This window comes from Aeromonas sp. ASNIH2, assembly GCF_002934795.1.
Classification (GTDB): Bacteria; Pseudomonadota; Gammaproteobacteria; order Enterobacterales; family Aeromonadaceae; genus Aeromonas; species Aeromonas caviae.
Map to the genome: position 1 here is coordinate 2,421,992 of NZ_CP026406.1, position 23,537 is coordinate 2,445,528.

The 23,537-nt window shown below is 63.7% G+C and carries 20 protein-coding genes; 9 read left to right on the plus strand and 11 right to left on the minus strand.

Going from position 1 to position 23,537, the window contains the following annotated elements; translation table 11 throughout:
• Positions 1 to 76: 76 nt before the first annotated feature.
• The 4 genes from glnG to glnA form a co-directional block, all read right to left on the minus strand.
• The gene (gene glnG, locus C3F36_RS11365) at positions 77 to 1,495 is read right to left on the minus strand and encodes a nitrogen regulation protein NR(I) (RefSeq protein ID WP_010672523.1); all 1,419 of its coding nucleotides are present in this window, start codon (positions 1,493 to 1,495) and stop codon (positions 77 to 79) included.
• 9 nt (positions 1,496 to 1,504) lie between these two features.
• Entirely contained in the window at positions 1,505 to 2,560 is a 1,056-nt protein-coding gene (glnL, locus tag C3F36_RS11370; protein WP_010672524.1) for a nitrogen regulation protein NR(II), read from the minus strand.
• 86 nt (positions 2,561 to 2,646) lie between these two features.
• Positions 2,647 to 3,216, minus strand: coding sequence for a DUF4124 domain-containing protein (locus tag C3F36_RS11375; RefSeq protein WP_010672525.1), 570 nt, complete (start codon positions 3,214 to 3,216; stop codon positions 2,647 to 2,649).
• A 192-nt stretch (positions 3,217 to 3,408) separates the two neighbouring features.
• The gene (glnA, locus tag C3F36_RS11380; protein ID WP_010672526.1) at positions 3,409 to 4,818 is read right to left on the minus strand and encodes a glutamate--ammonia ligase; all 1,410 of its coding nucleotides are present in this window, start codon (positions 4,816 to 4,818) and stop codon (positions 3,409 to 3,411) included.
• Between the two features lie 350 nt (positions 4,819 to 5,168).
• Between glnA and typA the strand changes: the two genes are divergently transcribed.
• From typA to dtd, 3 genes are all read left to right on the plus strand, one after another.
• Entirely contained in the window at positions 5,169 to 6,980 is a 1,812-nt protein-coding gene (gene typA / locus C3F36_RS11385) for a translational GTPase TypA (RefSeq protein WP_039039512.1), read from the plus strand.
• Between the two features lie 177 nt (positions 6,981 to 7,157).
• Positions 7,158 to 8,030: a virulence factor BrkB family protein gene (locus C3F36_RS11390; protein ID WP_039039511.1), complete on the plus strand. Its 873-nt coding sequence runs from the start codon at positions 7,158 to 7,160 to the stop codon at positions 8,028 to 8,030.
• A gap of 126 nt (positions 8,031 to 8,156) precedes the next feature.
• Complete coding sequence (gene dtd, locus C3F36_RS11395) at positions 8,157 to 8,594, plus strand: D-aminoacyl-tRNA deacylase (protein ID WP_104455097.1); 438 nt, start codon at positions 8,157 to 8,159, stop codon at positions 8,592 to 8,594.
• A gap of 72 nt (positions 8,595 to 8,666) precedes the next feature.
• On the opposite strand, the gene C3F36_RS11400 is transcribed toward dtd, so the two are convergent.
• Entirely contained in the window at positions 8,667 to 9,347 is a 681-nt protein-coding gene (locus tag C3F36_RS11400; protein WP_104456040.1) for a methyltransferase domain-containing protein, read from the minus strand.
• Positions 9,348 to 9,520: 173 nt separating this feature from the next.
• Here C3F36_RS11400 and C3F36_RS11405 point away from each other — a divergent pair, with 173 nt between their 5' ends.
• On the plus strand, positions 9,521 to 10,429 hold the full coding sequence (locus tag C3F36_RS11405) for a bifunctional GNAT family N-acetyltransferase/hotdog fold thioesterase (protein WP_010672532.1): 909 nt from the start codon (positions 9,521 to 9,523) through the stop codon (positions 10,427 to 10,429).
• Between the two features lie 46 nt (positions 10,430 to 10,475).
• Here C3F36_RS11405 and C3F36_RS11410 read toward each other — a convergent pair whose 3' ends face one another.
• The 4 genes from C3F36_RS11410 to C3F36_RS11425 form a co-directional block, all read right to left on the minus strand.
• A complete protein-coding gene (locus C3F36_RS11410) occupies positions 10,476 to 12,536 on the minus strand; it encodes an AsmA-like C-terminal region-containing protein (RefSeq protein WP_104455098.1) in 2,061 nt (686 codons plus the stop codon).
• A gap of 254 nt (positions 12,537 to 12,790) precedes the next feature.
• A complete protein-coding gene (recG, locus tag C3F36_RS11415) occupies positions 12,791 to 14,860 on the minus strand; it encodes an ATP-dependent DNA helicase RecG (RefSeq protein WP_199769573.1) in 2,070 nt (689 codons plus the stop codon).
• Positions 14,861 to 15,036: 176 nt separating this feature from the next.
• On the minus strand, positions 15,037 to 16,386 hold the full coding sequence (gene pssA, locus C3F36_RS11420; protein ID WP_185975490.1) for a CDP-diacylglycerol--serine O-phosphatidyltransferase: 1,350 nt from the start codon (positions 16,384 to 16,386) through the stop codon (positions 15,037 to 15,039).
• Positions 16,387 to 16,538: 152 nt separating this feature from the next.
• Positions 16,539 to 17,900 (minus strand): GntP family permease, encoded by a 1,362-nt coding sequence (locus C3F36_RS11425; protein WP_223918078.1) that lies wholly within the window; start codon positions 17,898 to 17,900, stop codon positions 16,539 to 16,541.
• Positions 17,901 to 18,065: 165 nt separating this feature from the next.
• Here C3F36_RS11425 and C3F36_RS11430 point away from each other — a divergent pair, with 165 nt between their 5' ends.
• The 5 genes from C3F36_RS11430 to C3F36_RS23835 all read left to right on the plus strand — a co-directional run bounded on the left by C3F36_RS11430 (position 18,066) and on the right by C3F36_RS23835 (position 21,923).
• Entirely contained in the window at positions 18,066 to 18,575 is a 510-nt protein-coding gene (locus C3F36_RS11430) for a gluconokinase (protein ID WP_039039504.1), read from the plus strand.
• Positions 18,576 to 18,635: 60 nt separating this feature from the next.
• Positions 18,636 to 20,432: a phosphogluconate dehydratase gene (edd, locus tag C3F36_RS11435; RefSeq protein WP_039039503.1), complete on the plus strand. Its 1,797-nt coding sequence runs from the start codon at positions 18,636 to 18,638 to the stop codon at positions 20,430 to 20,432.
• A gap of 9 nt (positions 20,433 to 20,441) precedes the next feature.
• Positions 20,442 to 21,083 (plus strand): bifunctional 4-hydroxy-2-oxoglutarate aldolase/2-dehydro-3-deoxy-phosphogluconate aldolase, encoded by a 642-nt coding sequence (locus tag C3F36_RS11440; RefSeq protein WP_039039502.1) that lies wholly within the window; start codon positions 20,442 to 20,444, stop codon positions 21,081 to 21,083.
• Positions 21,084 to 21,221: 138 nt separating this feature from the next.
• Entirely contained in the window at positions 21,222 to 21,749 is a 528-nt protein-coding gene (locus C3F36_RS11445) for a cupin domain-containing protein (RefSeq protein ID WP_233759645.1), read from the plus strand.
• A 3-nt stretch (positions 21,750 to 21,752) separates the two neighbouring features.
• Positions 21,753 to 21,923 carry a helix-turn-helix domain-containing protein gene (locus C3F36_RS23835; protein ID WP_234888197.1) on the plus strand — a complete coding sequence of 57 codons (171 nt, stop codon included), beginning with the start codon at positions 21,753 to 21,755 and terminating at the stop codon, positions 21,921 to 21,923.
• 55 nt (positions 21,924 to 21,978) lie between these two features.
• Here C3F36_RS23835 and C3F36_RS11450 read toward each other — a convergent pair whose 3' ends face one another.
• Both C3F36_RS11450 and C3F36_RS11455 read right to left on the minus strand, forming a co-directional pair.
• Entirely contained in the window at positions 21,979 to 22,368 is a 390-nt protein-coding gene (locus tag C3F36_RS11450) for a nuclear transport factor 2 family protein (RefSeq protein ID WP_104452032.1), read from the minus strand.
• A gap of 109 nt (positions 22,369 to 22,477) precedes the next feature.
• Positions 22,478 to 23,485: a substrate-binding domain-containing protein gene (locus C3F36_RS11455; protein ID WP_039039499.1), complete on the minus strand. Its 1,008-nt coding sequence runs from the start codon at positions 23,483 to 23,485 to the stop codon at positions 22,478 to 22,480.
• Positions 23,486 to 23,537: the final 52 nt, after the last annotated feature.

Sequence of the window (23,537 nt, forward strand, 5' to 3'; positions counted from 1 at the left end):
CCCGTTTGCAAGCAAACGGGGTGTGATTGGTCAGGCTTTCCCTCAAGGCGTGATGGGAATCGTTTTTCCCGCAGGCTCAGGGAATGTCGAGCTCCTTGAGCTTGCGGGTCAGGGTATTGCGGCCCCAGCCGAGCAGGCGGGCAGCCTCCTGCTTGTGACCGTGGGTGTGATCCAGTGCCGTCTCCAGCATGATCCGTTCGAACTGGGGCATGGCATCCGCCAGGATATCGGTCTCCCCCAGCGCCAGCTTGGCGGCCACCCAGTCCTGCAACTGCTGCTGCCAGCCACCGGTCAGGGCGGGCTGGCCCGGCTCGGCGGTGCTGGTGATGGGCGTCAGCAGCTCGGTGGGCAGATCGCCTACCAGCACCTCCTGGCCCGAGGCCATCACCGTCAGCCAGCGGCAGACGTTCTCCAGCTGGCGCACGTTGCCCGGCCAGGGGAGGCGGCTGATGTAGGTCTGGGTATCCGGGTGCAGGCTCTTGGCCTCCACGTTCAGCTCCTTGGCGGCTCGCAGCAGGAAGTGCTGGGCCAGCTGGGGGATGTCCTCCCGGCGCTCCTTGAGGGCCGGAATATGGATGCGGATGACGTTGAGGCGGTGGAACAGGTCTTCCCGAAACTCGCCGTCGGCGACCCGCTTCTCCAGATTCTGGTGGGTGGCGGCAATGATCCGCACATCCACCTGCACCGGTTGGTGGCCGCCAACCCGGTAGAACTGCCCGTCCGCCAGTACCCGCAGCAACCGTGTCTGCACGTCCAGCGGCATGTCGCCTATTTCGTCGAGAAACAGGGTGCCGCCATCGGCCTGTTCGAAGCGGCCGTGACGAATGTTGTTGGCGCCGGTGAAGGCTCCCTTCTCATGACCGAACAGCTCAGATTCGATGAGATCTTTCGGGATGGCCGCCATGTTGAGGGCGATGAAGTTCTTGTGGGCCCGGGGGCTGTGCTTGTGCAGGGCATGGGCAACCAGCTCCTTGCCGGTACCGCTCTGGCCGTTGATGAGCACCGAGATGCTGGAGCGCGACAGCCGGCCGATGGCGCGGAACACCTCCTGCATGGCAGGGGCTTCGCCGATGATCTCCGGGGTGGTGGTGGCTTCCTGCTGGCGAGCCTTGCGCTTGGTACGTTGCTCCTTGAGGTGGTTCTCGGCCCGGCGTACCAGGGTGACCGCCTCGTCGATGTCGAACGGCTTGGGCAGGTATTCGAAGGCACCGCGCTGGTAGGCGTTGACCGCGCTGTCGAGGTCCGAGTGGGCCGTCATGATGATGATGGGCAGATCGGCCTGGCGGCGATGGATCTGCTCCAGCAGGCTCAGGCCGTCGATGCCCGGCATGCGGATATCCGAGAGGATCACGTCCGGTGAGCGCATCTCCAGTGAACTCAGCAGGGCTTCGCCGTCGGCGAAACTTTCGCATTCGAAGCCTTCGCTGCCAAGGGTGCGCTCCAGAACCCACCGGATGGAGCTGTCGTCATCGACGATCCACACTTTTGCTGTCATGAGGTTCCCTTATTTGCGAAGTGGTAGATAAATGGTGAATTCGGTGTGGCCCGGCCAGCTGATGCAGTCGATGCGACCCTTGTGCTGATCGATCAGGTTTTGGGCGATGGAGAGGCCCAGGCCCGTTCCCCCTTCCTTGCCGGTGATCATGGGGTAGAAGAGGGTGTCGCGAATGGCGTCGGGAATGCCGGGGCCGTTGTCGATGATCTTGATTTCGGCCGCCAGGCGATAGCGCTGGCCATGGATGGTGATCTGGAAGGCGGTGCGCGTCTTGATGCGGATGAGGCCGTCCTGATCCCCAAGGGCCTCGGCGGCGTTGCGCACTATGTTCAGGAACGCCTGTTGCAGCTGGTCCGATTCCATCTCGAATTCGGGGATGCTGGGGTCGTAGTCCCGCTCGATGCGGATCTGCGGCGGCAGCTCCAGGTCCACCAGACGGCGCACCTGCTCCAGCACGGAGTGAACGTTGTGCATCTGGTGACGGCCGGGACGCTGGGGGCCGAGCAACCTGTCGACCAGCACCCGTAGGCGATCGGCCTGCTCGATGATGATGCCGGTGTATTCACGCAAGGCCGGGTCGGGCAACTCCTTTTGCAGCAGTTGGGCCGCGCCGCGCAATCCCCCCAGGGGGTTCTTGATTTCGTGCGCCAGGCCGCGCACCAGCTCCTTGGCGGCCTGCTGCTGGGCGTGTTGCTGCAGCTCCTGGCTGATCTTCTTCTGCTGATCGATCTTGCGCAGTTCTACCACCATCAGTCGCTGTTCATGATCGGCCATGGGACTGACGCTGATCTCCACCAGCCTGGGCTCCCCCTCCACCACCAGGGTGACTTCGCTGTCGGTGAAGCCCTGCCCCGAAATGAGGCACTGTTTGAAACGCTGCAGATCGAGAGAGATGTGTTCCAGCAGGTGGGGCAGTTCGATGCCGATCAGTCGTCGTTCGCTGAGGGAAAGCAGCTGCTCTGCCGCCGGGTTGACGAATTGAATGCAGAGACGTTCATCCATGAGAATGACGGCGGTCAGCAGATTGTCCAAGAGTGTCTTGGCGTTGTCCGAGCGGGTTGGCACAGGTTTCTCCCTAAAACGGTGCTGTACACCTAGAATGCACCAATATAGTGCATCAAGTTTACCCGCATCGGTGCGTCACATCACCCCTAATTGGCCTTGGGGGCGGCTCTGGGAGCCTGATTCACCGACGCCCTGTGCAGGTAAAAGGTGGTTGGCTTAGATTTAGCAAGGATCGTACCGTCTTTGGCGAGCAACTCGAGCCGTGCCTCATAGGCGCCTCTATCGAGGTTTTCCACCCGTATGGCCAGGCTGTTGTGAACCAGGGGCACCGCCTTGCCGTTCAGGATCAGGCGCACATCGTATTGCACCGGGACCTGGGGAGAGATCTCGCCCTGGAAGACGATGTTGCCGGTATTGTCGCGCAATGTGCTGCCCGGTTCCGGAGAGATGAGATCGATCTCCAGGGGAGCCGCTTCCAGGGCTTTCCTGGCATCGACACCGGTCAGGCTGTTGAAGTTGTCCACCTGGACCGAGTGGGGGGCTGTGCCGATGAGCGGCGAGACCCGCAGGTCCACCTCTTTTGCGCTCTTGCCGGGAGGAGGGGCATCGGTGTAGTGGGTCACCCCCTGGGGATCGACCCAGGAGTAGACGCGGGCGGCCTGTGCGGAACAGGAGGCCATCAGCAGGAGGCTCAGCAGCCAGGGTACAGTGTTCATCCATCTCTCCTTGACGGGGTTCACCTTAATCCTATCAGAGAAAAACCACGGGGTCGGGGTGTGAACAGCCGAGGGTGGTACGGCTCCGTGAATGGGATCATCTTTCTGCACGATCGTGCCCGTTCGGCGGTATTTCCGTTGCCAGAATGAAAAAAAACCCGCCAGATGGCGGGTTTGTCATGGGAAAGCGGATTAGACGGAGTAGTACAGCTCGAACTCCAGCGGGTGCGGGGTCATGCGCACGCGGTCAACATCCTGCTGTTTCAGTTCCAGGTAGGAGTTGATGAAGTCATCGCTGAACACGCCACCACGGGTCAGGAACTCACGGTCTGCATCCAGTGCGGACAGCGCTTCGTCCAGGGAACCGGCAACGGTCGGTACTTCGGCGGCTTCTTCCGGCGGCAGATCGTACAGGTTCTTGTCCATGGCATCGCCCGGATGGATCTTGTTGATGATACCGTCCAGACCGGCCATCAGCTGGGCAGCGAAGGCCAGGTACGGGTTGGCAGCCGGATCCGGGAAGCGTACTTCGATGCGGCGGGCTTTCGGGCTCGGCACGACCGGGATACGGATGGAGGCAGAGCGGTTGCGGGCGGAGTAGGCCAGCATGACCGGTGCTTCATAGCCCGGCACCAGACGCTTGTAGGAGTTGGTGGTCGGGTTGGCGAAGGCGTTGATGGCCTTGGCGTGCTTGATGATGCCGCCGATGTAGTGCAGCGCCATCTCGGACAGACCGCCATACAGGTCGCCTGCGAACAGGTTGACGCCGTCTTTGGCCAGGGACTGGTGGCAGTGCATGCCGGAGCCGTTGTCGCCAAACATGGGTTTCGGCATGAAGGTGACGGTCTTGTTGTAGGCGTGGGCCACGTTGTGGATCACGTACTTCAGGACCTGTACTTCGTCAGCCTTCAGGGTGAGGGTGTTGAAGCGGGTTGCGATCTCGTTCTGACCGGCGGTCGCCACTTCGTGGTGGTGAGCTTCGACGACCTGGCCCATCTCTTCCAGCACCAGGCACATGGCGGCACGGATGTCCTGGGAGGAGTCAACCGGGGCAACCGGGAAGTAACCACCCTTGACGAATGGACGGTGACCCTTGTTGCCGTGCTCGTAGTCGGTACCGGAGTTCCAGGCAGCTTCTTCGGATTCGATCTTCACGAAGCTGTGGCCCATGGTGTTGGAGAAGGTGATGTTGTCGAACATGAAGAATTCCGGCTCTGGCCCGAACAGCACGGTGTCAGCGATGCCGCTGGACTTCAGGAAATCTTCGGCACGCTTGGCGATGGAGCGCGGATCGCGGTCATAGCCTTGCATGGTGGCGGGTTCAAGCACGTCACAGACGATGTTCAGAGTGGTCTCTTCGGTGAACGGGTCCAGTTTGGCGGAAGCCGGGTCCGGCATCAGCACCATGTCAGACTCGTTGATGCCCTTCCAGCCGCCGATGGAGGAACCATCGAACATCTTGCCGTCTTCGAAGAAGTCTTCGTCAACCTGGTGGGAAGGGATGGATACGTGCTGCTCTTTACCCTTGGTGTCGGTAAAACGCAGATCAACAAACTTGACTTCGTGTTCCTGGATCAGGGCCAAAACGTTCTGGGCTGACATGCTAAGTAACCTCCGGTGTTAAAACTCTTTGGGTGAATGCGTCGTCACATTCACATAAGCCAGTATCGTGCCAAGTTTGTGACAGCTTGATTTCAGGGCACTTGCACCGTTTCAGGCTGTCGCGAAACCCGTTCTCATGCCGGTTGCTGCATTAAAGTGGTGCAACCTTGGATCGTTTTGGTGCACCGAGATGGTGCGCCAGCGTATCCAGGCCATCTAAGCAGCCTTTTGCTGCGGGGTCCATGATCCTGATCCTTTGTTGTGCGTGAATGTGTTGCAATTCTGCTAGGCAGATCACAAAGGCGAGAGTACAATTAGCGCCCAATTTTACCCGGTGATTTGAGGCGAGAATGTTAGAGAATTTACGCAATATTGCGATTATTGCGCACGTTGACCACGGCAAAACGACTCTGGTTGATAAGCTGCTGCAGCAATCCGGCACTCTGGATCGCACCAGCGAAGGTCAGGAACGGATCATGGACTCCAATGATCTGGAACGGGAACGTGGCATCACCATTCTCGCCAAGAACACTGCGATCCGTTGGAACGACTACCGCATCAACATCGTGGATACCCCGGGTCACGCCGACTTCGGTGGTGAAGTTGAGCGTGTGCTCTCCATGGTTGACTCCGTGCTGCTGCTGGTCGACGCCGTTGACGGCCCGATGCCGCAGACCCGTTTCGTGACCCAGAAGGCGTTCGCCCAGGGTCTGAAGCCCATCGTGGTCATCAACAAGATCGACCGTCCGGGTGCTCGTCCTGACTGGGTAATGGATCAGGTCTTCGATCTGTTCGACAACCTGGGTGCCACCGATGAGCAACTGGACTTCAAGGTTGTTTACGCCTCTGCACTGAACGGTTGGGCCACCCTGGATCAGGACGTCCCATCCGAGAACATGGAACCTCTGTTCCAGGCCATCGTCGACAACGTGGAAGCCCCGAAGGGCGACGTTGACGGTGCCTTCCAGATGCAGATCTCCCAGCTGGACTACAACTCCTACGTGGGCGTCATCGGTATCGGCCGCATCACTCGTGGTCGCGTCAAGACCAACCAGCAGGTCACCATCGTCGGTGCCAACGGCAAACCGCGTACCGGCAAGGTCGGTCAGGTGCTGGGCTACCTGGGCCTGTCCCGCACCGAAGTGACCGACGCGCAAGCGGGCGACATCATCGCCATCACCGGTCTGGGCGAGCTGAAGATCTCCGACACCATCTGTGACAACAGTGCCGTCGAAGCCCTGCCGCCGCTCTCCGTGGACGAGCCGACCGTGAACATGACCTTCCAGGTCAACACCTCGCCGTTCGCCGGTAAAGAAGGCAAGTTCGTCACCTCCCGCAACATTCTGGAGCGTCTGAACCAGGAACTGGTCCACAACGTGGCCCTGCGCGTGGAAGAGACCGAAGATCCGGACAAGTTCCGCGTCTCCGGCCGTGGTGAACTGCACCTCTCCATCCTGATCGAAAACATGCGTCGCGAAGGTTACGAACTGGCGGTATCCCGTCCGGAAGTTATCCTGCGTACCGTGGATGGCGAACTGCAAGAACCGTTCGAAACCGTTACTGTGGACGTGGAAGAAGCGCATCAGGGTTCCGTGATGGAGCAGCTCGGCCTGCGTAAAGGCGAGATGACCAACATGACCCCGGATGGCAAGGGTCGCGTCCGTCTGGACTTCATCATCCCGAGCCGTGGCCTGATCGGCTTCCAGACCGAGTTCCTGACCATGACCTCTGGTACCGGTCTGCTGTATCACACCTTCGACCACTACGGTCCGCACAAGGGTGGCAGCATCGGTGAACGTCAGAACGGCGTGCTGATCTCCAACGCCACCGGCAAGGCTCTGACCTTCGCCCTGTTCGGTCTGCAAGACCGTGGTCGTCTGTTCATCGGTCACGCGACCGAAGTGTACGAAGGCCAGGTGATCGGGATCCACTCCCGCTCCAACGACCTGACCGTCAACTGCCTGAAAGGCAAGCAGCTGACCAACATGCGTGCCTCCGGTACCGATGAAGCCCAGGTGCTGACTCCGCCGATCCGCATGACCCTGGAGCAGGCTCTCGAGTTCATCGACAACGACGAGCTGGTCGAGATTACCCCGAAAGCCATCCGTATCCGCAAGAAACTGCTGACCGAACTGGATCGCAAGCGCGCCGGTCGTGCTTGATCGATAGCTGTTCATCGACAGACCAAAGAGAGGCCTTAAGGCCTCTTTTTTTATGGGCTCGACATGAGGGCGCATGGTGCCTGAGCTCGATGGAGGCGCATCCGGCCGGTCTGCGGGTGGCCAAATGACCACCCTATCTGACACAATGTCTGCATGATCACGCTTACGAGAAACAAGATGCAGCAGCAGATCCGCGGCCGTCTGGCCCATGCACTCTCCTTCTTGCGCCACGATGGTGCCCACTTCGCCCAGTTTGTCTGGGGCCGTTTCCAGCAGGACAGATTGACGGTGACCGCCGGTTACCTGGCCTATGTCACCCTGCTCTCCCTGGTGCCCATGATCGCCGTGGTGTTCGGCATGATGTCGGCCTTTCCGGTGTTCCAGAGCCTGAAGCAGGCGATGGAGCAGTTCGTCTATCACAACTTCGTCCCCACCGCCGGCGAGATGCTCAAGGAGTACATCGACGGCTTCGTGGCCAACGCCACCAACACCACGGCCGTCGGTATCGGTGCCCTGATCGTGGTGGCCCTGATGCTCATCTCGGCCATCGACAAGAACCTCAACTACATCTGGCGGTCCACCCGAAGCCGGCCCTTGGCCCAGGCATTCGCCATGTACTGGATGATCCTGACCCTGGGCCCCGTGCTCATCGGTGCCAGCATCGCCATCTCCTCCTACATTCTCTCGCTCAGGTTGTTCGCGGCTGACAGCCTGTTCGGTATCGGCTATCTGCTGCTGCGCAGCCTGCCGTTCCTCTTCTCCGTGCTCACCTTCCTGCTGATCTATACCGTGGTGCCCAACTGCCGCGTGCGGCTGACCCACGCCTTCATCGGTGCCCTGGTGGCGGCCACCCTGTTCGAGCTGGCCAAGCGCGGCTTTGCCATCTACATCACCAACTTCCCCTCCTACCAGGCCATCTATGGCGCCCTGGCGACCATTCCCATCCTGTTCGTCTGGGTGTATCTGAGCTGGCTGGTGGTGTTGCTGGGGGCCGAGACCACCGCCTGCCTCGGGGAGTACGAGAAGCCCGGTGCAGAGGAGCTGGCCTGACGTCGGCCGGCCATCACACCGGATCCCGCCACAAAGGCGTTGGCCCGGGCAGGGCATTTATTGGTAGCATCGACGACCGCTCATCCCGCAGGATGGGCGGTCGTGCTGTTTTGAGAGGAGAGGGATGTGATTGCACTGATTCAGCGGGTCAGCGAGGCCTGCGTAACGGTAGAGGGAGAGGTGACCGGGGCCATCGGCCAGGGGTTGCTGGTGCTGCTCGGGGTGGAGCAGGGGGATGACGAGGCCAAGGCGGACAAGCTGCTGCACAAGGTGAGCGGCTATCGCATCTTCTCTGACGAGAACGGCAAGATGAACCTCAACGTGAGCCAGGTGAGCGGCAGCCTGCTGGTGGTCTCCCAGTTCACCCTGGCGGCGGATACCGGCAAGGGGATGAGACCCAGCTTCTCCGGTGGCGCCCATCCCGCAGATGCCGAGCGACTCTATGAGTACTTCGTGGCTCGCGCCAGGGAGAGCGGCGTGCCGACCGAAACCGGCCGCTTCGCCGCCGACATGAAGGTCAGGCTGCTCAATGACGGCCCCGTCACCTTCTGGCTGCAGATATAAGGGTGACGGGCAGGGCAGGCCAGGCCTCACCGGGGGAGACTGGGAGCGATGCCTGCACACTTCGCAGGTTCTTCACCCTGCCGGTGCTCGCCCGCCCTGGCCATGCTGACGGGTCGCGTGCAGGATGACGTTGCGGTAGCCGGGCACGTCGTGGACGTGGGTCGGGCCTATCCACTCCTCTGCCAGTCGCAGAGCCTGTGCCTGTTCGAGCCGGGTGCGGGGCAGCAGATTGATGATGAGGGTTCCGCTCAGGCGGCTGGCCAGCGCCTGATAGAGCGGAGCCTGGAAGAGCAGCAGGGGGTTGCCGTCCTGGCTGAACAAATCCAGCAGCACCAGATCGTAGCTCTCCTGGCTCTGGTGCAGGAAGTGCAGCGCATCGGCGTGATGCAGCCGAGGCGAGCCCCCTGATGAGGGGAGGAAGAACTGCTGGAACAGGGTGAGGATCTCGGCATCCAGATCCACGCAGTCGTGGTGGGCATCGGGCCAGCGTGCCGCCAGGTGACGGGTGAGATCCCCTCCGCCCAACCCCAGCTCCAGGATCCGGCTTGCCTGCTTTGGCAACTGCTCCGCGATGCTCCGTTGATGAGGCAGACAGAGGCGGGCCGGCTGGTTGAGGCTCATGGCGGATTGCACCACGCCGTCCATTTCCAGCCAGCGATGACGGACATTTTCAAGCACCGAAACGCGGCGTTCGGGTTTGGCACTGAGGTGCAATAAGTGATCGGCTTGGTACGCTTGCAGATTGAAGTCCATGAATTTGCACGGCAAGATGGCTTTCGACCAGTGTAACTCAAGGATGTTGTTATGTACCGGGTGGTCACCCCCCAAACGGCAGCCTAGCTGGATACCTACTACAGGCTGCGCCGGGAGAAATGGTTGCGTCAGTTCTTCCATCTGCCAGTCGGCGCACACTCAAGGATCGCTTTATGTACCGGGTAGTCACCCCAGAAACACCAGCGGAGCTGGATGCTTACTATCAGTTGCGCTGGGAACTACTGCGCAAACCCTTCAATCTGCCCCTTGGCTCCGAGCGTGACGAGTACGATACCGTCGCCATTCATCGGCTGATGCTCTCACCCGACGGAACGCCCATCGCCGTGGGTCGCCTCTTTGTGGGCGGCGATGAAGCCCAAATCCGCTTTATGGCGCTGCGACCCGAATTTCGCGGCCAGGGGCTGGGCGCCCGCATGGTGGAAGATCTCGAGCAGCTTGCCCGCGACGAGAAGGTGAAACGGCTGGTGATGAACGCCCGCCAGGAGGCGGTGGAGTTCTATCGCCGCTGCGGCTTCCTCGAGGTAGGGGAAGGCCCCGTCTCCTTCGGTCGCATCCCTCACCGCCAGATGATCAAGTCCCTGAGTCCCATGCAGACCATCCAGTACCGTCCGGAGTGGTGCCAGGATCTCACTACCCGCTGGTCGCGGGGTATTCCCATCAGCGAGAAGATGGGGGTGCACATCACCCACTACGATGGCCAGACCTTCCATCTCAAGGCCAACCTGGCGGCCAATCTCAACGTCCACGACACCATGTTCGCCGGCAGTATTTACAGCCAGTGCGTGCTGGCGGGCTGGGGTCTCATCTGGTTGCAGCTCAAGGAGGCAGGGCTGGGAGGGGATACCGTGCTGGCCGAGGGCAACATCAAGTATTACCGGCCGGTGAGCGAAGAGCCGGAGGCGCGGGTGGCCCGGGAGGGCATGCCCGCCGTGCTCGAGCCGCTGAGGGGCGGAGAATCCGCCAAGTTCAGCCTGCGGGTGCAGCTGTTCAGCGGCCGCAAGCTGGCGGTGGAGTTTGTCGGTCAGTATGTGGTACTGCCCATCAAGCGCGGCGCACGCTGATCCCTGATGTTTACAGCAACAAGGCCTCTTCGCGAGGCCTTGTTCGTTATTGGGCGGCGGGTGGCCGTGGGCGCCAGAGCGGGCCGCTTCGTCCCTGGGCGGGGTAGCGCACACCCGCCTCCCAGCCACAGGCGTCCTGTCCCGTGGGGAAACTCCAGCCCAGGTCGGGCGCATTGAGGGGGCCGCGCCAGCGGGCGAGCAGCTCGGCGCAGCGCCCCTTGTTCAGGACCCCGAGGTCGAGCTGCCACTGGTCTGCGGCCAGGTCGACACCCCCTTGCAGCGCCAGCAGGTGGGTGATGGTGGAGGCGCCACCTTGCTCGATCCGCACCTTGCCCTGCTCCGCCCTGGCATCCAGCCTGATCTGATAGAAGGGGGTGTCTCCGCGTTGCATCGCCTGCCACAGCGTCTGCGGTGTCAGATCGGGGGGGGTCTGCTCCCTGAACCAGTCATCCAGCAAGGGGTCGATGCCGACCTTGTCCCAGAAGGGATCCTTGCTCTCCAGGCTCAGGCTGCCCTGAAGGGTCCGGCGCCAGTTGGCCGTCTGCTCGCCGGGCTGCCCGTTGAGGTCGGCCTGCAGATCTGCCGCCAGATCCACCTTGCCCGCGAAGGAGACGGGGGAGTGCAGCAACTTGCCCCACTGCTCCAGATCCAGCTGCTTGCCCTGCAACTGCAGGCGGCTCTCCTGCCCGGGCGTCCTGCCCCACTGGGCGCTCAGGTTGAGGGAGCCCTCGTCGGGCAGGGAGGTGACGAGGGTGTTGAGCTGCCAGGAGTTGGGGGTCAGCTCGCCATCCAGGGTGCCGTTGCGGGCACTGAGACCGTCCCACACCAGCTCGAACCACTTGCTCTCGATGCGGGCGCGTCCCAGCAGGGGGCTTGGCTGGTTGCCCCGCAGGGCGAGATCGTTCAGGTAGAGTTGCCAGCCGGTCAGGGAGAGGGGCAGAGTGTCGTCGAAAGAGAGCACCTTGAGCTTGTCGAAGGCCAGTTTGCGGATGTCGATCTGTTGCGGGCGCCAGCCCTGCCAATCCTGCCACCACCCCTGGGGCAAACTGATGTCCATGCCGCTCAGGGCCAGATCCTTCAGGGTGAGCTTCTGCTGCTGGGTGTCGAGGGCCAGCTCGACGTTGAACTCCCCTTCGTATGCCTTGCCCCGCAGCTCGGCATCCAGCTGCCGGGGGGAGAAGGCAAGCTTGCCCTCGACGGCCTCAAGCTGGAACAGGCCGCGGCCCATGTCGCCCAGGGTGCCCGCCAGATAGCCGCTGGGCTGGCTGCCCGCCTGCCAGTCGAAGGCGGTGAGCTGGCCGTTGAAGTTGTTGAGGGAGAGCTCCTGATCGATGGCATTGATGCTCACCTGGGCAAGTTGACCCCTGTCCAGGGTGATGCGGCGCAGGGGGAACTCGCCAGGGGGTATGTCACCAAGCTCGAGGCGCATGGCGCGGGCCTTGAGATCGTGCAGTTGCAGGCTGCGCTCTGGCCAGTTCAGCACCATGCCGGTCTCGAGCAGGCCGTCGAACAGGTTGGTGGTCAGTCTGTCGGTGCTGAGCACCTGCCCCTCCAGCCGCCCCTTGAGGCTGAGACGGGCCAGGGTGAACATGGGGCTCTCCAGCTGGTTGATGCCCAGGGTGAGGTTGGCCTGGGGCTGGCGTCTTGGGTCGATCAGTTCCCAGTCACTCAGGGACGCACTGAGGCCGCGCAGGGTCAGGGCCTCGCTCTGCAGGCTCAGGTTGTCGATGGTGCTGTCGCTGATGGTGAGGGAGTGAACCGGCAGGCTTGGCAACTGGTTGGGGAGCGGCAGCTTGATGACGGGACGGATGAGGTCCAGGTGGGCGATGCGCACATCCCGGTTCAACCAGTCGATGTGCTCGATCTCCAGATAGAGTTTTTCCAGCTGTACCGCATCCCCATAGCGCACCTGCTCCGCCAGCAGGGTGTAGGGGTGCAGCGGATTGAACACCAGTCGGCCTATGGTGACGGGCACCCCGGTCTGCTGGCTGAGCCAGTTGGCGATGGGGCCTTTGGCGCGCTCGGCATCGAACAGGCCGAGACCGACCCAGACAAAGAGCAGCAGGAAGGCAAAGGTGTAGAGCAGGCCGCGGAGCCAGGAATTCATCAGTGCTTTCCTCCTGTTTCTGTTGCTTGGTCAGGCATTCGAGTAGTGATCCCGTAGACCGAGCCAGCATCGTATCAAGGGTTCGACATGGCTCGGGTGTTTATTCATCAGGCAAGGTGACCCTCTTCTGCATCTGCCTTGGTCAAGCATTGGAGTAGTGGTCCCGCAGGCCCAGCCAGCGGCGGATCAGGGGCTCGACATGAGCCGGGTGTTTGTCCATCAGGCAAGGTGACCCTCTTCTGCATCTGCCTTGGTCAAGCATTGGAGTAGTGGTCTCGCAGGCCCAGCCAGCGGCGGATCAGGGGCTCGACATGAGCCGGGTGTTTGTCCATCAGGAAGCGCGCCATCTTCTGCACCTGAGGGATGAGCGGCTGGTCGCGCACCAGATCGGCGATCTTGAGATCGGCCAGGCCGGTCTGGCGGGTACCGAGCAGCTCGCCTGGGCCGCGCAGTTCCAGATCCCGCTGGGCGATGAGAAAGCCGTCATTGGTCTCCCGCAGTACCCCGAGGCGGCTCTGGGCGGTCTTGGACAAGGGGGCATGATAGAGCAGCACGCAGTGAGAGGCCACCGACCCCCGCCCGACCCGGCCGCGCAGCTGGTGCAACTGGGCCAGCCCCAGTCGCTCCGGGTTTTCGATGATCATCAGGCTGGCATTGGGCACGTCCACCCCCACCTCGATGACGGTGGTGGCGACCAGCAGTTGCAGTATGCCCGCCTTGAACTCCTCCATCACCCGCTGTTTCTCGACGGGGCGCATCCGGCCGTGTACCAAGCCGATGTGCAGGCCGGGCAGCAGGGTTTGCAGCTCGGCGGCGGTGTCTTCGGCGGCCTGGCACTCCAGCACCTCCGACTCCTCGATCAGGGTGCAGACCCAGTAGGCCTGTTTGCCCTCCTCGCAGGCGAGCCTCACCCGCTCGATCACGTCCTGGCGGCGACTGTCCGGCAGGGCGACCGTGGTAATGGGAGTGCGGCCCGGCGGCAGCTCGTCGATGATGGAGGTGTCGAGGTCGGCATAGGCGGTCATCGCCAGGGTGCGGGGGATGGGAGTGGCGGTCATGATGAGCTGATGGGGATGCACCCCTTCCCGCTCTCCTTTTTCTCGCAGGGCGAGACGCTGATGCACGCCGAACCTGTGCTGTTCATCGATGATGACCAGGGCGAGGCGCTGGAATACCACCTGCTCCTGGAAGATGGCATGGGTGCCCACCACCATCTTGACGCTGCCGTCCGCGATGGCGGCCAGCGCCTCTTCCCGCGCCTTGCCCTTCTGCTTGCCCGCCAGCCAGCCCACCTTGATGCCGAGCGGATCCAGCCACCTGGCGAAGTTGATGGCGTGCTGTTCGGCCAGCAGCTCGGTCGGCGCCATCAGCCCCACCTGGCAGCCGTTGCCGATGGCCTGCAGGGCGGCCAGCGCCGCGACCAGCGTTTTACCTGAGCCCACGTCCCCCTGCACCAGCCGCATCATGGGGTGGCCCTGCTGCAGATCCCGGCCGATCTCCGCCACCACCCGGCTCTGGGCGCCGGTGGGGGTGAACGGCAGGGCGCCGAGCAGCTGCCGGACCAGCTCGGGAGCGGGTTTGAGGGCACGGGCCAGCTGGGTCTGTGCCTGGGCGCGCACCTTCAAGACCGAGAGGTTGTGGGCCAGCAGCTCTTCCAGTATCAGCCGCTGCTGTGCTGGGTGCTGGCCGCTCTCGAGCAGGGCCAGCGCCACCGAGGGAGGCGGGCGGTGCAGCAGCTTCAGGGCGGCGGCAAGATCGATCTGCTGGGGATAGAGGCCGGCAGGCAGCAGCTCCTCGACCCCGTAGAGGTCGAGCTGGGCCAGGGCCTGATCCGTGAGGCTGCGCAGGGTGAGCTGGCGCAGCCCCTCTGTGGTGGGGTAGACGGGGGTGAGGGCCTCTTCGGTCTGGCCGGCCTGCTCCTCGCCGAGCAGCTTGTACTCGGGGTGGGCCATCTCCAGGCCGTACTTGCCGGGACGGGTCTCGCCGAAGCAGCGGATAAGGCGGCCCTGGGCCAGGCTGTTTTTCTGGGCGGCGGTGAAATTGAAGAAGCGAAGGGTCAGGCTGCCGGTGCCGTCGCTGATACGGCACACCAGCATGCGGCGGCGCCCCATCACCAGCTGGGTGTCCTGGATCTCGCCCTCGACGGCACCGTGCAGGCCGGGCGGCAGATCGCCGATGGGCCACACCTGGGTGCGGTCCTCGTAGCGCAGGGGGAGGTGGAACAGCAGATCCTGTACCGTGGCCAGCCCCAGCCGCTCGAGCTTCTCCAGCATCTTGCTGCCGACACCCTTGAGGCTGTCGAGAGAGATTTTATCCAATTTCATCAATTAGATGCCCGAAAACACTGTAAATATGTCCAGATGATAGGGGTTGTTGCGGCCTCGATGCAAGCCGCGTTGTGCCGTTCCGGGCTGGTGGGCAAGGGAGCGGGGGGAGGGCCATCCATGAAAAAGGCCTGCCGGAAACGGCAGGCCTTTTCACTGACGGGGCGCCCTGGCGGTCAGATGATGCGCTTGAGCAGGAGGTGAGCCTTGACCCTGTGGATCCGGGCCAGCAGCTTGCGCACCTGATCCGGGTAATCCTTGATCTGCTCTATCTGGTCGAAGTGACTGATGCGGCGGGTGTGGGCCAGGATGTTCTCCCGCTCCGCACTGAACTGCTCGCGCAGGTGATGGTGCTGGTCGTGTACCAGCAGGCCGTTCTCCAGATCCAGCGCCCAGGCTCGGGGATTGAGGTTGTTGCCGGTGAGCAGGGCCCACTCCTCATCCACGAAGATCCCCTTGAGGTGATAGGAGTTCTTCTCGCAGCACCAGAGCATGAGGTTGAGCCGGCCGTTGTCGATGTAGTGCTGGTTGCGCTCGGCAAACTTGCGCAGATTGGTCTCGTAGAGATAGGGCAGGCCGCCGATGGTGGAGAACTTCTCCTCCGGCGGGATGAAGAAGTCGTTGGCGGTCTTGTCGCCCACGACGATGGTCACCTTGCAGCCGCGTCTGAGCAGCCCTTCCACGTCCTTGTTCAACTCCTTGGGGGGGTTGAAGTAGGGGGTGCAGATGAAGATCTCCCGCTCGGTAGCCCGCACCAGGTTGCGGATCATCCGGTTGAGCTGGTTGCCTCGCTTGCCCAGGCCCACCATGGGGGTCACGGCGACCTCCCGGGCGTTGGCAGGGATGCTCTCGAAGCGGTACTGGCTGGTGCGCAGGCGCTGCTTGAAGCGGCGGATCTGCCCTTTGAGCTGCTTGGCGCCAGGGATGCCGGTGCGATCCAGCCGTTGGACGGCCTCGCTGCCGAGGAAGACGTCATCCACGTAGTTGACCATGCTGCGGGTCAGCGCCGGGCTGTGGATCTGGTGATAGCGATCGAAGCGGTAGCGCTCCTGCTGGTGCAGGTAGATGTCGTTGAGGCTGGCGCCGGAGTAGAGCAGGGTGTCGTCGAAGATGAAGCCCTTGAGGTGCAGCACCCCGAGCAGCTCGCGGCCCTTGACCGGCACGCCGTAGATCTCGATCTGGTGTTGGTGGCTGGCGGCCATGGCCTGGTACATCAGGTGGTTGCCTCCCTGCTTGCCCTTGCCGATCAGGCCGCGCTGGGCGCGGTGGAAGTCGACGAATACCTTGATGTCGAGGGCGGGGTTGCGCTGCTTGGCGGCATAGAGGGCGGAGAGGATCTCCCGTCCCGCCTCGTCATCCTGCAGGTAGAGGGCGATCAGGTAGATGCGCTGGGTCGCATGGGCGATGAGCGACAGGATCCGGCTCTTGAAGTCCTTGGCGCTGCTGAGCACCTGAAACTGATCCGCGGCGACCGCGATCTGGGGTAAGCGGGTCAGCAACTGTCGATAATGTGCCGATGAATGCATAGAGAAGCCTGAAATCACGGGATGAAGCGTTCCACTCGGGGCGAAGAATAGGCAATTCTAGCAATCTGTGGCGATGGGCCCAAGCAAGAATCCGTAAAAAGTCGGTGCAGAGTCACATCGGGGCCGACGGATGTGGCCCCGATGTGTTTCCGTCAGAGGATGGCGCTGGCCGTGGCCACGATGAGGAAGGCGATGGTGCCGAGCAGCGTCTCCATCACGGTCCAGGTCTTGAGGGTGGTCTTCTCGTCCATGTTCAGGAAGCGGCTGACCAGCCAGAAACCGGAGTCGTTGAAGTGGGAGAGTACGGTCGCGCCCCCGGCGATGGCGATGACGATGAAGGTCAGGTCCAGCTCGCTCAGGCCGGTGGTGGCGGCCACGGTCGGCGCCATCAGGGCGGCGGTAGTGGTCAGGGCCACGGTGGCGGAACCCTGGGCGACCCGCAGCGCGGCGGACACCAGGAAGGCTGCCAGGATCACCGGCATGCCGGTATCGGAGAGGACGTCGGCCAGCGCGGTGCCGATGCCGCTCGCCCGCAATACGCCGCCGAACATGCCGCCGGCACCGGTGACCAGGATGACGGCGCAGACCGGGGCCAGGGCGTCGTTGCAGAACTTCTCGAGCTGCACCTTGCCCTGGCTCTGGCGGAACATCCAGAGGGCGTACAGCACAGTGATGAGCAGGGCGACCGGGGTCTTGCCGACCATGCGCAGCACGTTGACCCAGTCCGCACCCTTGTCGATGACGCCCATGACGCTCAGGGTATTGAGGCCGGTATCCATGAAGATGAGCACCAGCGGCAGCAGCAGGATGGAGATCACCTGGCCGAAGCTCGGCGCCTTGTCGGAGAGCTGCTCGGCACTGGCAGTGAAGCTCGGGGGCAGGGGCAGCTCAAACTTCTTGCCGGACCAGAGCCCGAACAGGTAAGCACCCAGATACCAGGTGGGCAGCGCGACCAGCAGGCCCACGATGGTGAGCAGACCGATGTTGGCACCCAGCAGCTCGCTGGCGGCCACCGGGCCCGGGTGGGGCGGCAGGAAGGCGTGCATCACCGCAAAGGCACCGGCGGAGGGCAGGGCATACTTGAGGACGGAGCCGCCGAACTGCTTCGCCACGCTGAAGATGATGGGCAGCATGACGATGAGACCGGCGTCGAAGAAGATCGGGAAGCCGAACAGCAGGGAGGCCACACCCAGCGCGAAGGGGGCGCGGTGGGAGCCGAAGCGGTTGATCAGGGTATCGGCCAGTACCTTGGCGCCCCCCGTCATCTCCAGGATCCGGCCTATCATGGCGCCGAGGCCGACCAGCAGCGCGACCGAGGCCAGGGTGCCGCCGAAACCGGTCAGCATGGTGGGGATCACCTGGTCATAGGTGACCCCGGTGGCCAGGGCCGTCAGCATGCTGACCAGGGTCAATGCCACGAAGGCATGTACCTTGAATCGCATGATCAGCACCAGCAACATGACAATGGCTCCGCCCGCTACCGAGAGCAGATAGGCGACATCGGGTGTGTTCATTGCTCCGTCCATAAAATTGTCCTCAAATGGTTCTAGTTGTTGTTCTGCACATTTCTGTGCTGCACTTCACATTGCGAAACGTTACCGGTAACATGTTACCGGTAACGTGGTAGCTTAGAACCCATCAGGCGAACGTTTTTTGAAAAGTGAGAGAGAGGTCAAATAATGGCGGGCAAGTGCATTATCGTGATGGGTGTGTGTGGCAGCGGCAAGTCCAGCATCGGCCTCAAGGTGGCCAATGCCCTGGGGGCCAAGTTCATCGACGGCGATGATCTGCACCCTCGCGCGAACATCCAGAAGATGGCGGCGGGCAACCCGCTCAACGATGAAGACAGAGCCCCCTGGCTGGAGCGGATCCGCGATGCGGCCTACAGCCTGGAGCGTAAGAACGAGCTCGGTGTCATCGTCTGCTCGGCCCTCAAGAAGCAGTACCGCGACCAGATCCGCGAGGGCAATGACTCGGTGAGTTTCCTGTTTCTGGATGGCAGCCAGTCCCTCATTCTCGAACGGATGCGGGCACGGCAGGGCCATTTCATGCGCGAAGCCATGGTACAAAGCCAGTTTGATACCCTGGAGCGACCGGATGGCGAGCCCGGCGTGTTTCGCATCGATATCGACGGGACCTTCGAACAGGTGGTCGACCGTGCCGTCACCGCGCTGACGCAGGCGCAATGAGCCATGTCGCGCGCCCGGCTGAGGCCGACCGCGCCCGTATATAGAGTTGGAGAGAAAGCTATGACCCATCCCGTGATCACCCAGGTGACCAACCGCATCCGCGAGCGCAGCACCGCCCGCCGTGCCCGCTTCCTGGCCCGCATCCAGCGCCAGGCCGATCAGGGCAAGACCCGCGCCTCCCTCTCCTGCGGCAACCTGGCCCACGCCGTGGCCGCCTCGAGCTGTGACGAGAAGGGGCGGATCCTCGACATGACCCGCGCCAACGTGGCCATCGTCACCGCCTACAACGACATGCTGAGTGCCCATCAGCCCTATCAGGGCTACCCGGACATCATCAAGGGCGCCCTGGCGGAGCTCGGCCACAGTGCCCAGGTTGCCGGCGGCGTACCCGCCATGTGCGACGGCGTGACCCAGGGTCAGCCGGGGATGGACATGTCCCTCTTCTCCCGGGATCTCATCGCCCAGGCCACCGCGGTCTCCCTCTCCCACAACACCTTCGACGCCACCCTGCTGCTCGGTATCTGCGACAAGATTGCCCCGGGCCAGATCATGGGGGCGCTTTCCCACGCCCACCTGCCCACCGCCTTCGTGCCTGCCGGCCCCATGGCGAGCGGCATCAGCAACGACGAGAAGGTGAAGGTGCGCCAGCAGTACGCTGCCGGTGAAGTGGGCCGCGACGCCCTGCTCAAGATGGAGTGCGGCGCCTACCACGCGGCGGGCACCTGCACCTTCTACGGCACCGCCAACACCAACCAGCTGGTGTTCGAAGCCATGGGCCTGATGCTGCCGGGCTCCGCCTTCGTACATCCGCACAGCGAGCTGCGCCACGCCCTCACCGAGGAAGCGGCCCGCCGCATCAGCGCCATGATCCCGGGCTCCCCGGCCTATCGCCCCCTGAGTGCGGTGATCGACGAGCGCGCCCTGGTCAACGGCCTGGTGGCCCTGCTCGCCTCCGGCGGCAGCACCAACCACAGCATTCACATGGTGGCGCTGGCCCGCGCCGCCGGGCTGGAGCTGACCTGGGACGACCTGAGCGATCTCTCCGACGTGGTGCCGCTCCTGGTGCGCATGTACCCGAACGGCCCGGCGGACGTCAACGCCTTCGAACAGGCGGGGGGCGTGCCCGGCCTGATGCGTCGTCTGGCCGAAGAGGGGCTGATCCACATGGATGCAACCCCGGTCTTCGGCGAGATGCAGGACTACCTCAGCCGTCCGGCACTGGTGGATGGCAAGCTGGTGTGGCAACCGGTGGGCGAGAGCGCGGATCCGAGCGTGCTCTCCCCCTCTGGCAGCGAGTTCCAGGCCACCGGCGGCACCAAGCTGCTGGCGGGCAACCTGGGCCGCGCCGTGGTCAAGGTTTCCGCCGTCGCGCCCGAGTATCGGGTCATCGAGGCCCCGGCCCGGGTCTTCTCCTCCCAGCATGCGGTGGAGGCGGCCTACAAGGCTGGTGAGTTGAACCAGGACGCCGTCATCGTGGTGCGCCACAACGGCCCGGCCGCCAACGGCATGCCGGAGCTGCACAAGCTGATGCCGGTGCTTGGCAACCTGCAGAAGGCGGGTCACAAGGTGGCCCTGGTCACCGACGGCCGCCTCTCCGGCGCCTCCGGCAAGATCCCGGCCGCCATCCACGTCACCCCGGAAGCCCTGCACGGCGGGGCCATCGGCCTGCTCGCCGATGGCGACCTGCTGCGGGTGGATGCCGAGTCTGGCCGCCTCGACTGCCTGACCGATTTGAGCGGCCGTACCCAGGCCGAGATCGACCTCACCCTGGAACAAGAGGGGTGGGGCCGTGAACTGTTCAGCGTGATGCGTCGCGCGGTATCGAGCGCCGAGTGCGGCGCCACCATCTTTGACTAAGGAAGAGCTATGCAGAACTGGAAAGTGACCCCTGCCGAGGTGTTTGCCGCCTCCCCCCTGGTACCCGTGATGGTCATCAACGACCTGGAGCAGGCCCTGCCGATGGCCAAGGCCCTGCTGGATGGCGGCATCTCGGTGTTCGAGATCACCCTGCGCACCCCGGTGGCGCTGGACGCCATCGCCCTCATCGCCAAGGCGATGCCGGATGCCATGGTCGGTGCCGGTACCGTGCTCAACTGCGCGCAGTTTGATGCCGCCGTCGCTGCCGGTGCCCGCTTCGTCATCTCCCCGGGCATGACCCCGGCCCTGCTGGCCCACGCGGCCAAGAGCACGGCGCCGCTGATCCCGGGCGTGGCCACCCCGTCCGAGGTGATGCAGGCGCTGGAAGCGGGCTACGACCACCTCAAATTCTTCCCGGCCGAGGCGAACGGCGGCACCAAGGCACTCTCCGCCATCGCGGCGCCCCTGCCCCAGGTGAAATTCTGCCCCACCGGCGGCATCGGCCCGAAAAACGTGGCCGACTACCTGGCGCTGAAATGTGTGGCCACCGTCGGCGGCTCCTGGATGCTGCCGGCAGACGCCGTCAAGAGCGGCAACTGGGAGGAGGTGACCCGCCTCTCCCGGGAAGCGGTTGAATTGGTTAAACGCTAAGCAAATATCGTTTAGAAAAATTAAACAGGCCACCCCCGGGTGGCCTGCTGTTTTTCCGCCCCCGGAGGGGGTGGGCCGTTTGCTTCCGGCCTCGCCCTGGCTTAAGGTCGGGGGCCGCCCCTCTCCCCTGGAGCCTTCATGTCCTGTCTGCATCCATCCTACCCGCAAGGGCACTTCACCGCGCTGCACTGCCACCCCCATGCCCAATACTGCTATCTGCACGACGGGGGCGGCATCATCACGGGGCGAGGGGAGGGAGAACTGCTGGTGGCGGGCCAGATCTGCTTTATTCCGGCGGGGTGGGAGCACGAGTTTCGCGTGCTGCGCCGCTCCCGACTCTCCCTCCTCTATGTGCCGACGCCGGCCCGTACCGCCTTCGGCCCCTTGCAGGCCAGCCCGCTGCTGGCGGGCCTCTTCGCCCGCCTGTCCGAGCTGGCCGAGGAGGAGGTGAAAGGGGCCTATCTGACGGTGCTTGGCCAGGAGCTGGAGCGCGCCGACCCGCTCGCGGCGCGCATTCCCCTCGCCGGGGCGCTGGACCCGCGCCTGCTGCGGGTGCTGGACAGGGTGTGCCAGGCACCCGCCATCCATCTGACGCTGACGGCGCTGACGGCGCTGGCGGCAGATTGCGGCGCCTCGGTGCGTACCCTCAACCGGCTCTTCCTCTAGCAGCTGGGGTGCAGCTTTCGCCAGTGGCGGGAGCAGGTGGTGCTGGGACGGGCGCGCCAGTTGCAGCACCGGGGGCTCACGCTGGCCCAGATCGCCGATCGGCTCGGCTACGAGGATCCCGGCGCCTTGTCCCGCGCCCTCCAGCGCCTTGCCCGGCGCGAACCGGCGGCCTGAGGGCGCATTATCTGCCTTCCTGCCCGCCATGGCGGTGTCTGCGGGTTGCCGGCAGTCAGCGCCGCGAGCCGATATCCGCATCCTCCTTGCTGCCTGCCAGCAGACAGGTCACCTCGTCGGTGTGGCAGATCCGATCGCCGCGAAAGGTGAAGAGGCCGCTCACCTTGCAGACCAGGGTGCCGCCGTCCTGGCGGGTGGCCCGCACCACATGGGTCGAGTGCACCCGCTCCCCCTGCGCCAGGGTGGCGACAAACTCGATGCTCGCCCCGGCCAGATGGCGGCGCAGTGTGGCGATGTGCTGGTGAAACGCCGGGTAGTCGAGCCGCTCGCCGTTCACCTCCTGGCAGTAGTCGGGGGTGAACCAGGCGTTGAGCTCCGCCAGGGGGAAGGCGGGATCGCAGATGACGCGCTGCAGGCAGGCTTTCAATCGTTCGGTGTGGTGCATGGTCTGCTCCTGACAGGGTGGATGGAGGAGCCAGCATAGGCCAGGGGAGGCGAGGGGAGAGGGGAGAAGGCGCCATCATGGCGGTCGAACGCGCCATGATGGCCGGGGATCAGCCGAGGCTTTCCCCCTCATAGAGGGAGAAGCCGATGTCCTTGCACCTGGTCGCCAGCGGCTGGCCGCCGAGGCGGGCTAGCAGCATGATGGCGGCTTCGCGACCTATGGTCTCGCGGGGGGTGACGATACTGGCGAGCTTGGGGGTCATGGCGTGGCCGATGTCGAGGGCGTTGCTGCCGGCAATGGCCACCTGCTGGGGCACCGGGATCCACCTGGCCTGGCATTGCAGCAGGGCCCCCACCGCCAGGTCGTCGTTGGTGCAGAACAGGCCGTCGAGGTCGGGGAAGCGCGCCATGGCCTGGGCCAGTAGCTCTCCCCCCAGGGTGAAGCTGGAGGATTGCTCCGTCAGCAGGTGCTGGCCGGTCAGACCGAAATCGGCCATCGCCTGGTAGTAGCCTTCCATTCGCAGCTGGGTGCGCACGTCGAGCCGGGCGCCGAGGTAGATCACCTTGCGCCGTCCCCGGCGCAGCATCTCTGTTACCATGGCCCGGGCGGCGGCCCGGTGATCCATGCCCACCACCATGTCGATGGGGGAGAGGGGCAGATCCATGGTCTCCACCACCGGGATGCCGGCGGTGGCGATCATCTTGCGGGTGCGCTCGGTGTGCTGGGTGTCCGAGAGGATGAGCCCGTCCACGTTGTAGGAGAGGAGGGAGGCGACCTGCTCCTCCTCCCGCTCCGGGCTGTAGCCGTAGTGGGCGAGCAGGGTCTGGTAGCCGGCGGGCCGGGTCACCGCCTCGATGCCGTGGATCACCGCTGAGAAGACCTGGTTGGAGAGGGAGGGGATCAGGATGCCGATCGCCTTGCTGGTGGCGTTCGACAGCATGTCCGGCGCCCGGTTCGGGATGTAGCCGAGCTCCTCCACCGCGGCGGCGATGCGCTCGCGGGTCCCTTCGGCCACGGCGGACGGGTCGCGCAGGTAGCGGCTGACGGTCATCTTGGTGACACCGGTCAGGTCGGCAATGTCCTGCAGGGTAGGGCGGCGCTTGCGGGTGTCGTTCATCTGGGGATCCGGCAAAAAATGTTACACGTAACATTACCGTTTTTGCACGGCA

Bases quoted from the DNA above. Each gene is read 5' to 3' on its own strand.
- glnG (WP_010672523.1), bottom strand. From the start codon at position 1,495: ATGACAGCAAAAGTGTGGATCGTCGATGACGACAGCTCCATCCGGTGG.
- C3F36_RS11375 (WP_010672525.1), bottom strand. From the start codon at position 3,216: ATGAACACTGTACCCTGGCTGCTGAGCCTCCTGCTGATGGCCTCCTGT.
- glnA (WP_010672526.1), bottom strand. From the start codon at position 4,818: ATGTCAGCCCAGAACGTTTTGGCCCTGATCCAGGAACACGAAGTCAAG.
- typA (WP_039039512.1), top strand. From the start codon at position 5,169: ATGTTAGAGAATTTACGCAATATTGCGATTATTGCGCACGTTGACCAC.
- C3F36_RS11390 (WP_039039511.1), top strand. From the start codon at position 7,158: ATGCAGCAGCAGATCCGCGGCCGTCTGGCCCATGCACTCTCCTTCTTG.
- C3F36_RS11400 (WP_104456040.1), bottom strand. From the start codon at position 9,347: ATGGACTTCAATCTGCAAGCGTACCAAGCCGATCACTTATTGCACCTC.
- C3F36_RS11405 (WP_010672532.1), top strand. From the start codon at position 9,521: ATGTACCGGGTAGTCACCCCAGAAACACCAGCGGAGCTGGATGCTTAC.
- C3F36_RS11410 (WP_104455098.1), bottom strand. From the start codon at position 12,536: ATGAATTCCTGGCTCCGCGGCCTGCTCTACACCTTTGCCTTCCTGCTG.
- recG (WP_199769573.1), bottom strand. From the start codon at position 14,860: ATGAAATTGGATAAAATCTCTCTCGACAGCCTCAAGGGTGTCGGCAGC.
- pssA (WP_185975490.1), bottom strand. From the start codon at position 16,386: ATGCATTCATCGGCACATTATCGACAGTTGCTGACCCGCTTACCCCAG.
- C3F36_RS11425 (WP_223918078.1), bottom strand. From the start codon at position 17,900: ATGAACACACCCGATGTCGCCTATCTGCTCTCGGTAGCGGGCGGAGCC.
- C3F36_RS11430 (WP_039039504.1), top strand. From the start codon at position 18,066: ATGGCGGGCAAGTGCATTATCGTGATGGGTGTGTGTGGCAGCGGCAAG.
- edd (WP_039039503.1), top strand. From the start codon at position 18,636: ATGACCCATCCCGTGATCACCCAGGTGACCAACCGCATCCGCGAGCGC.
- C3F36_RS11440 (WP_039039502.1), top strand. From the start codon at position 20,442: ATGCAGAACTGGAAAGTGACCCCTGCCGAGGTGTTTGCCGCCTCCCCC.
- C3F36_RS11445 (WP_233759645.1), top strand. From the start codon at position 21,222: ATGTCCTGTCTGCATCCATCCTACCCGCAAGGGCACTTCACCGCGCTG.
- C3F36_RS11450 (WP_104452032.1), bottom strand. From the start codon at position 22,368: ATGCACCACACCGAACGATTGAAAGCCTGCCTGCAGCGCGTCATCTGC.
- C3F36_RS11455 (WP_039039499.1), bottom strand. From the start codon at position 23,485: ATGAACGACACCCGCAAGCGCCGCCCTACCCTGCAGGACATTGCCGAC.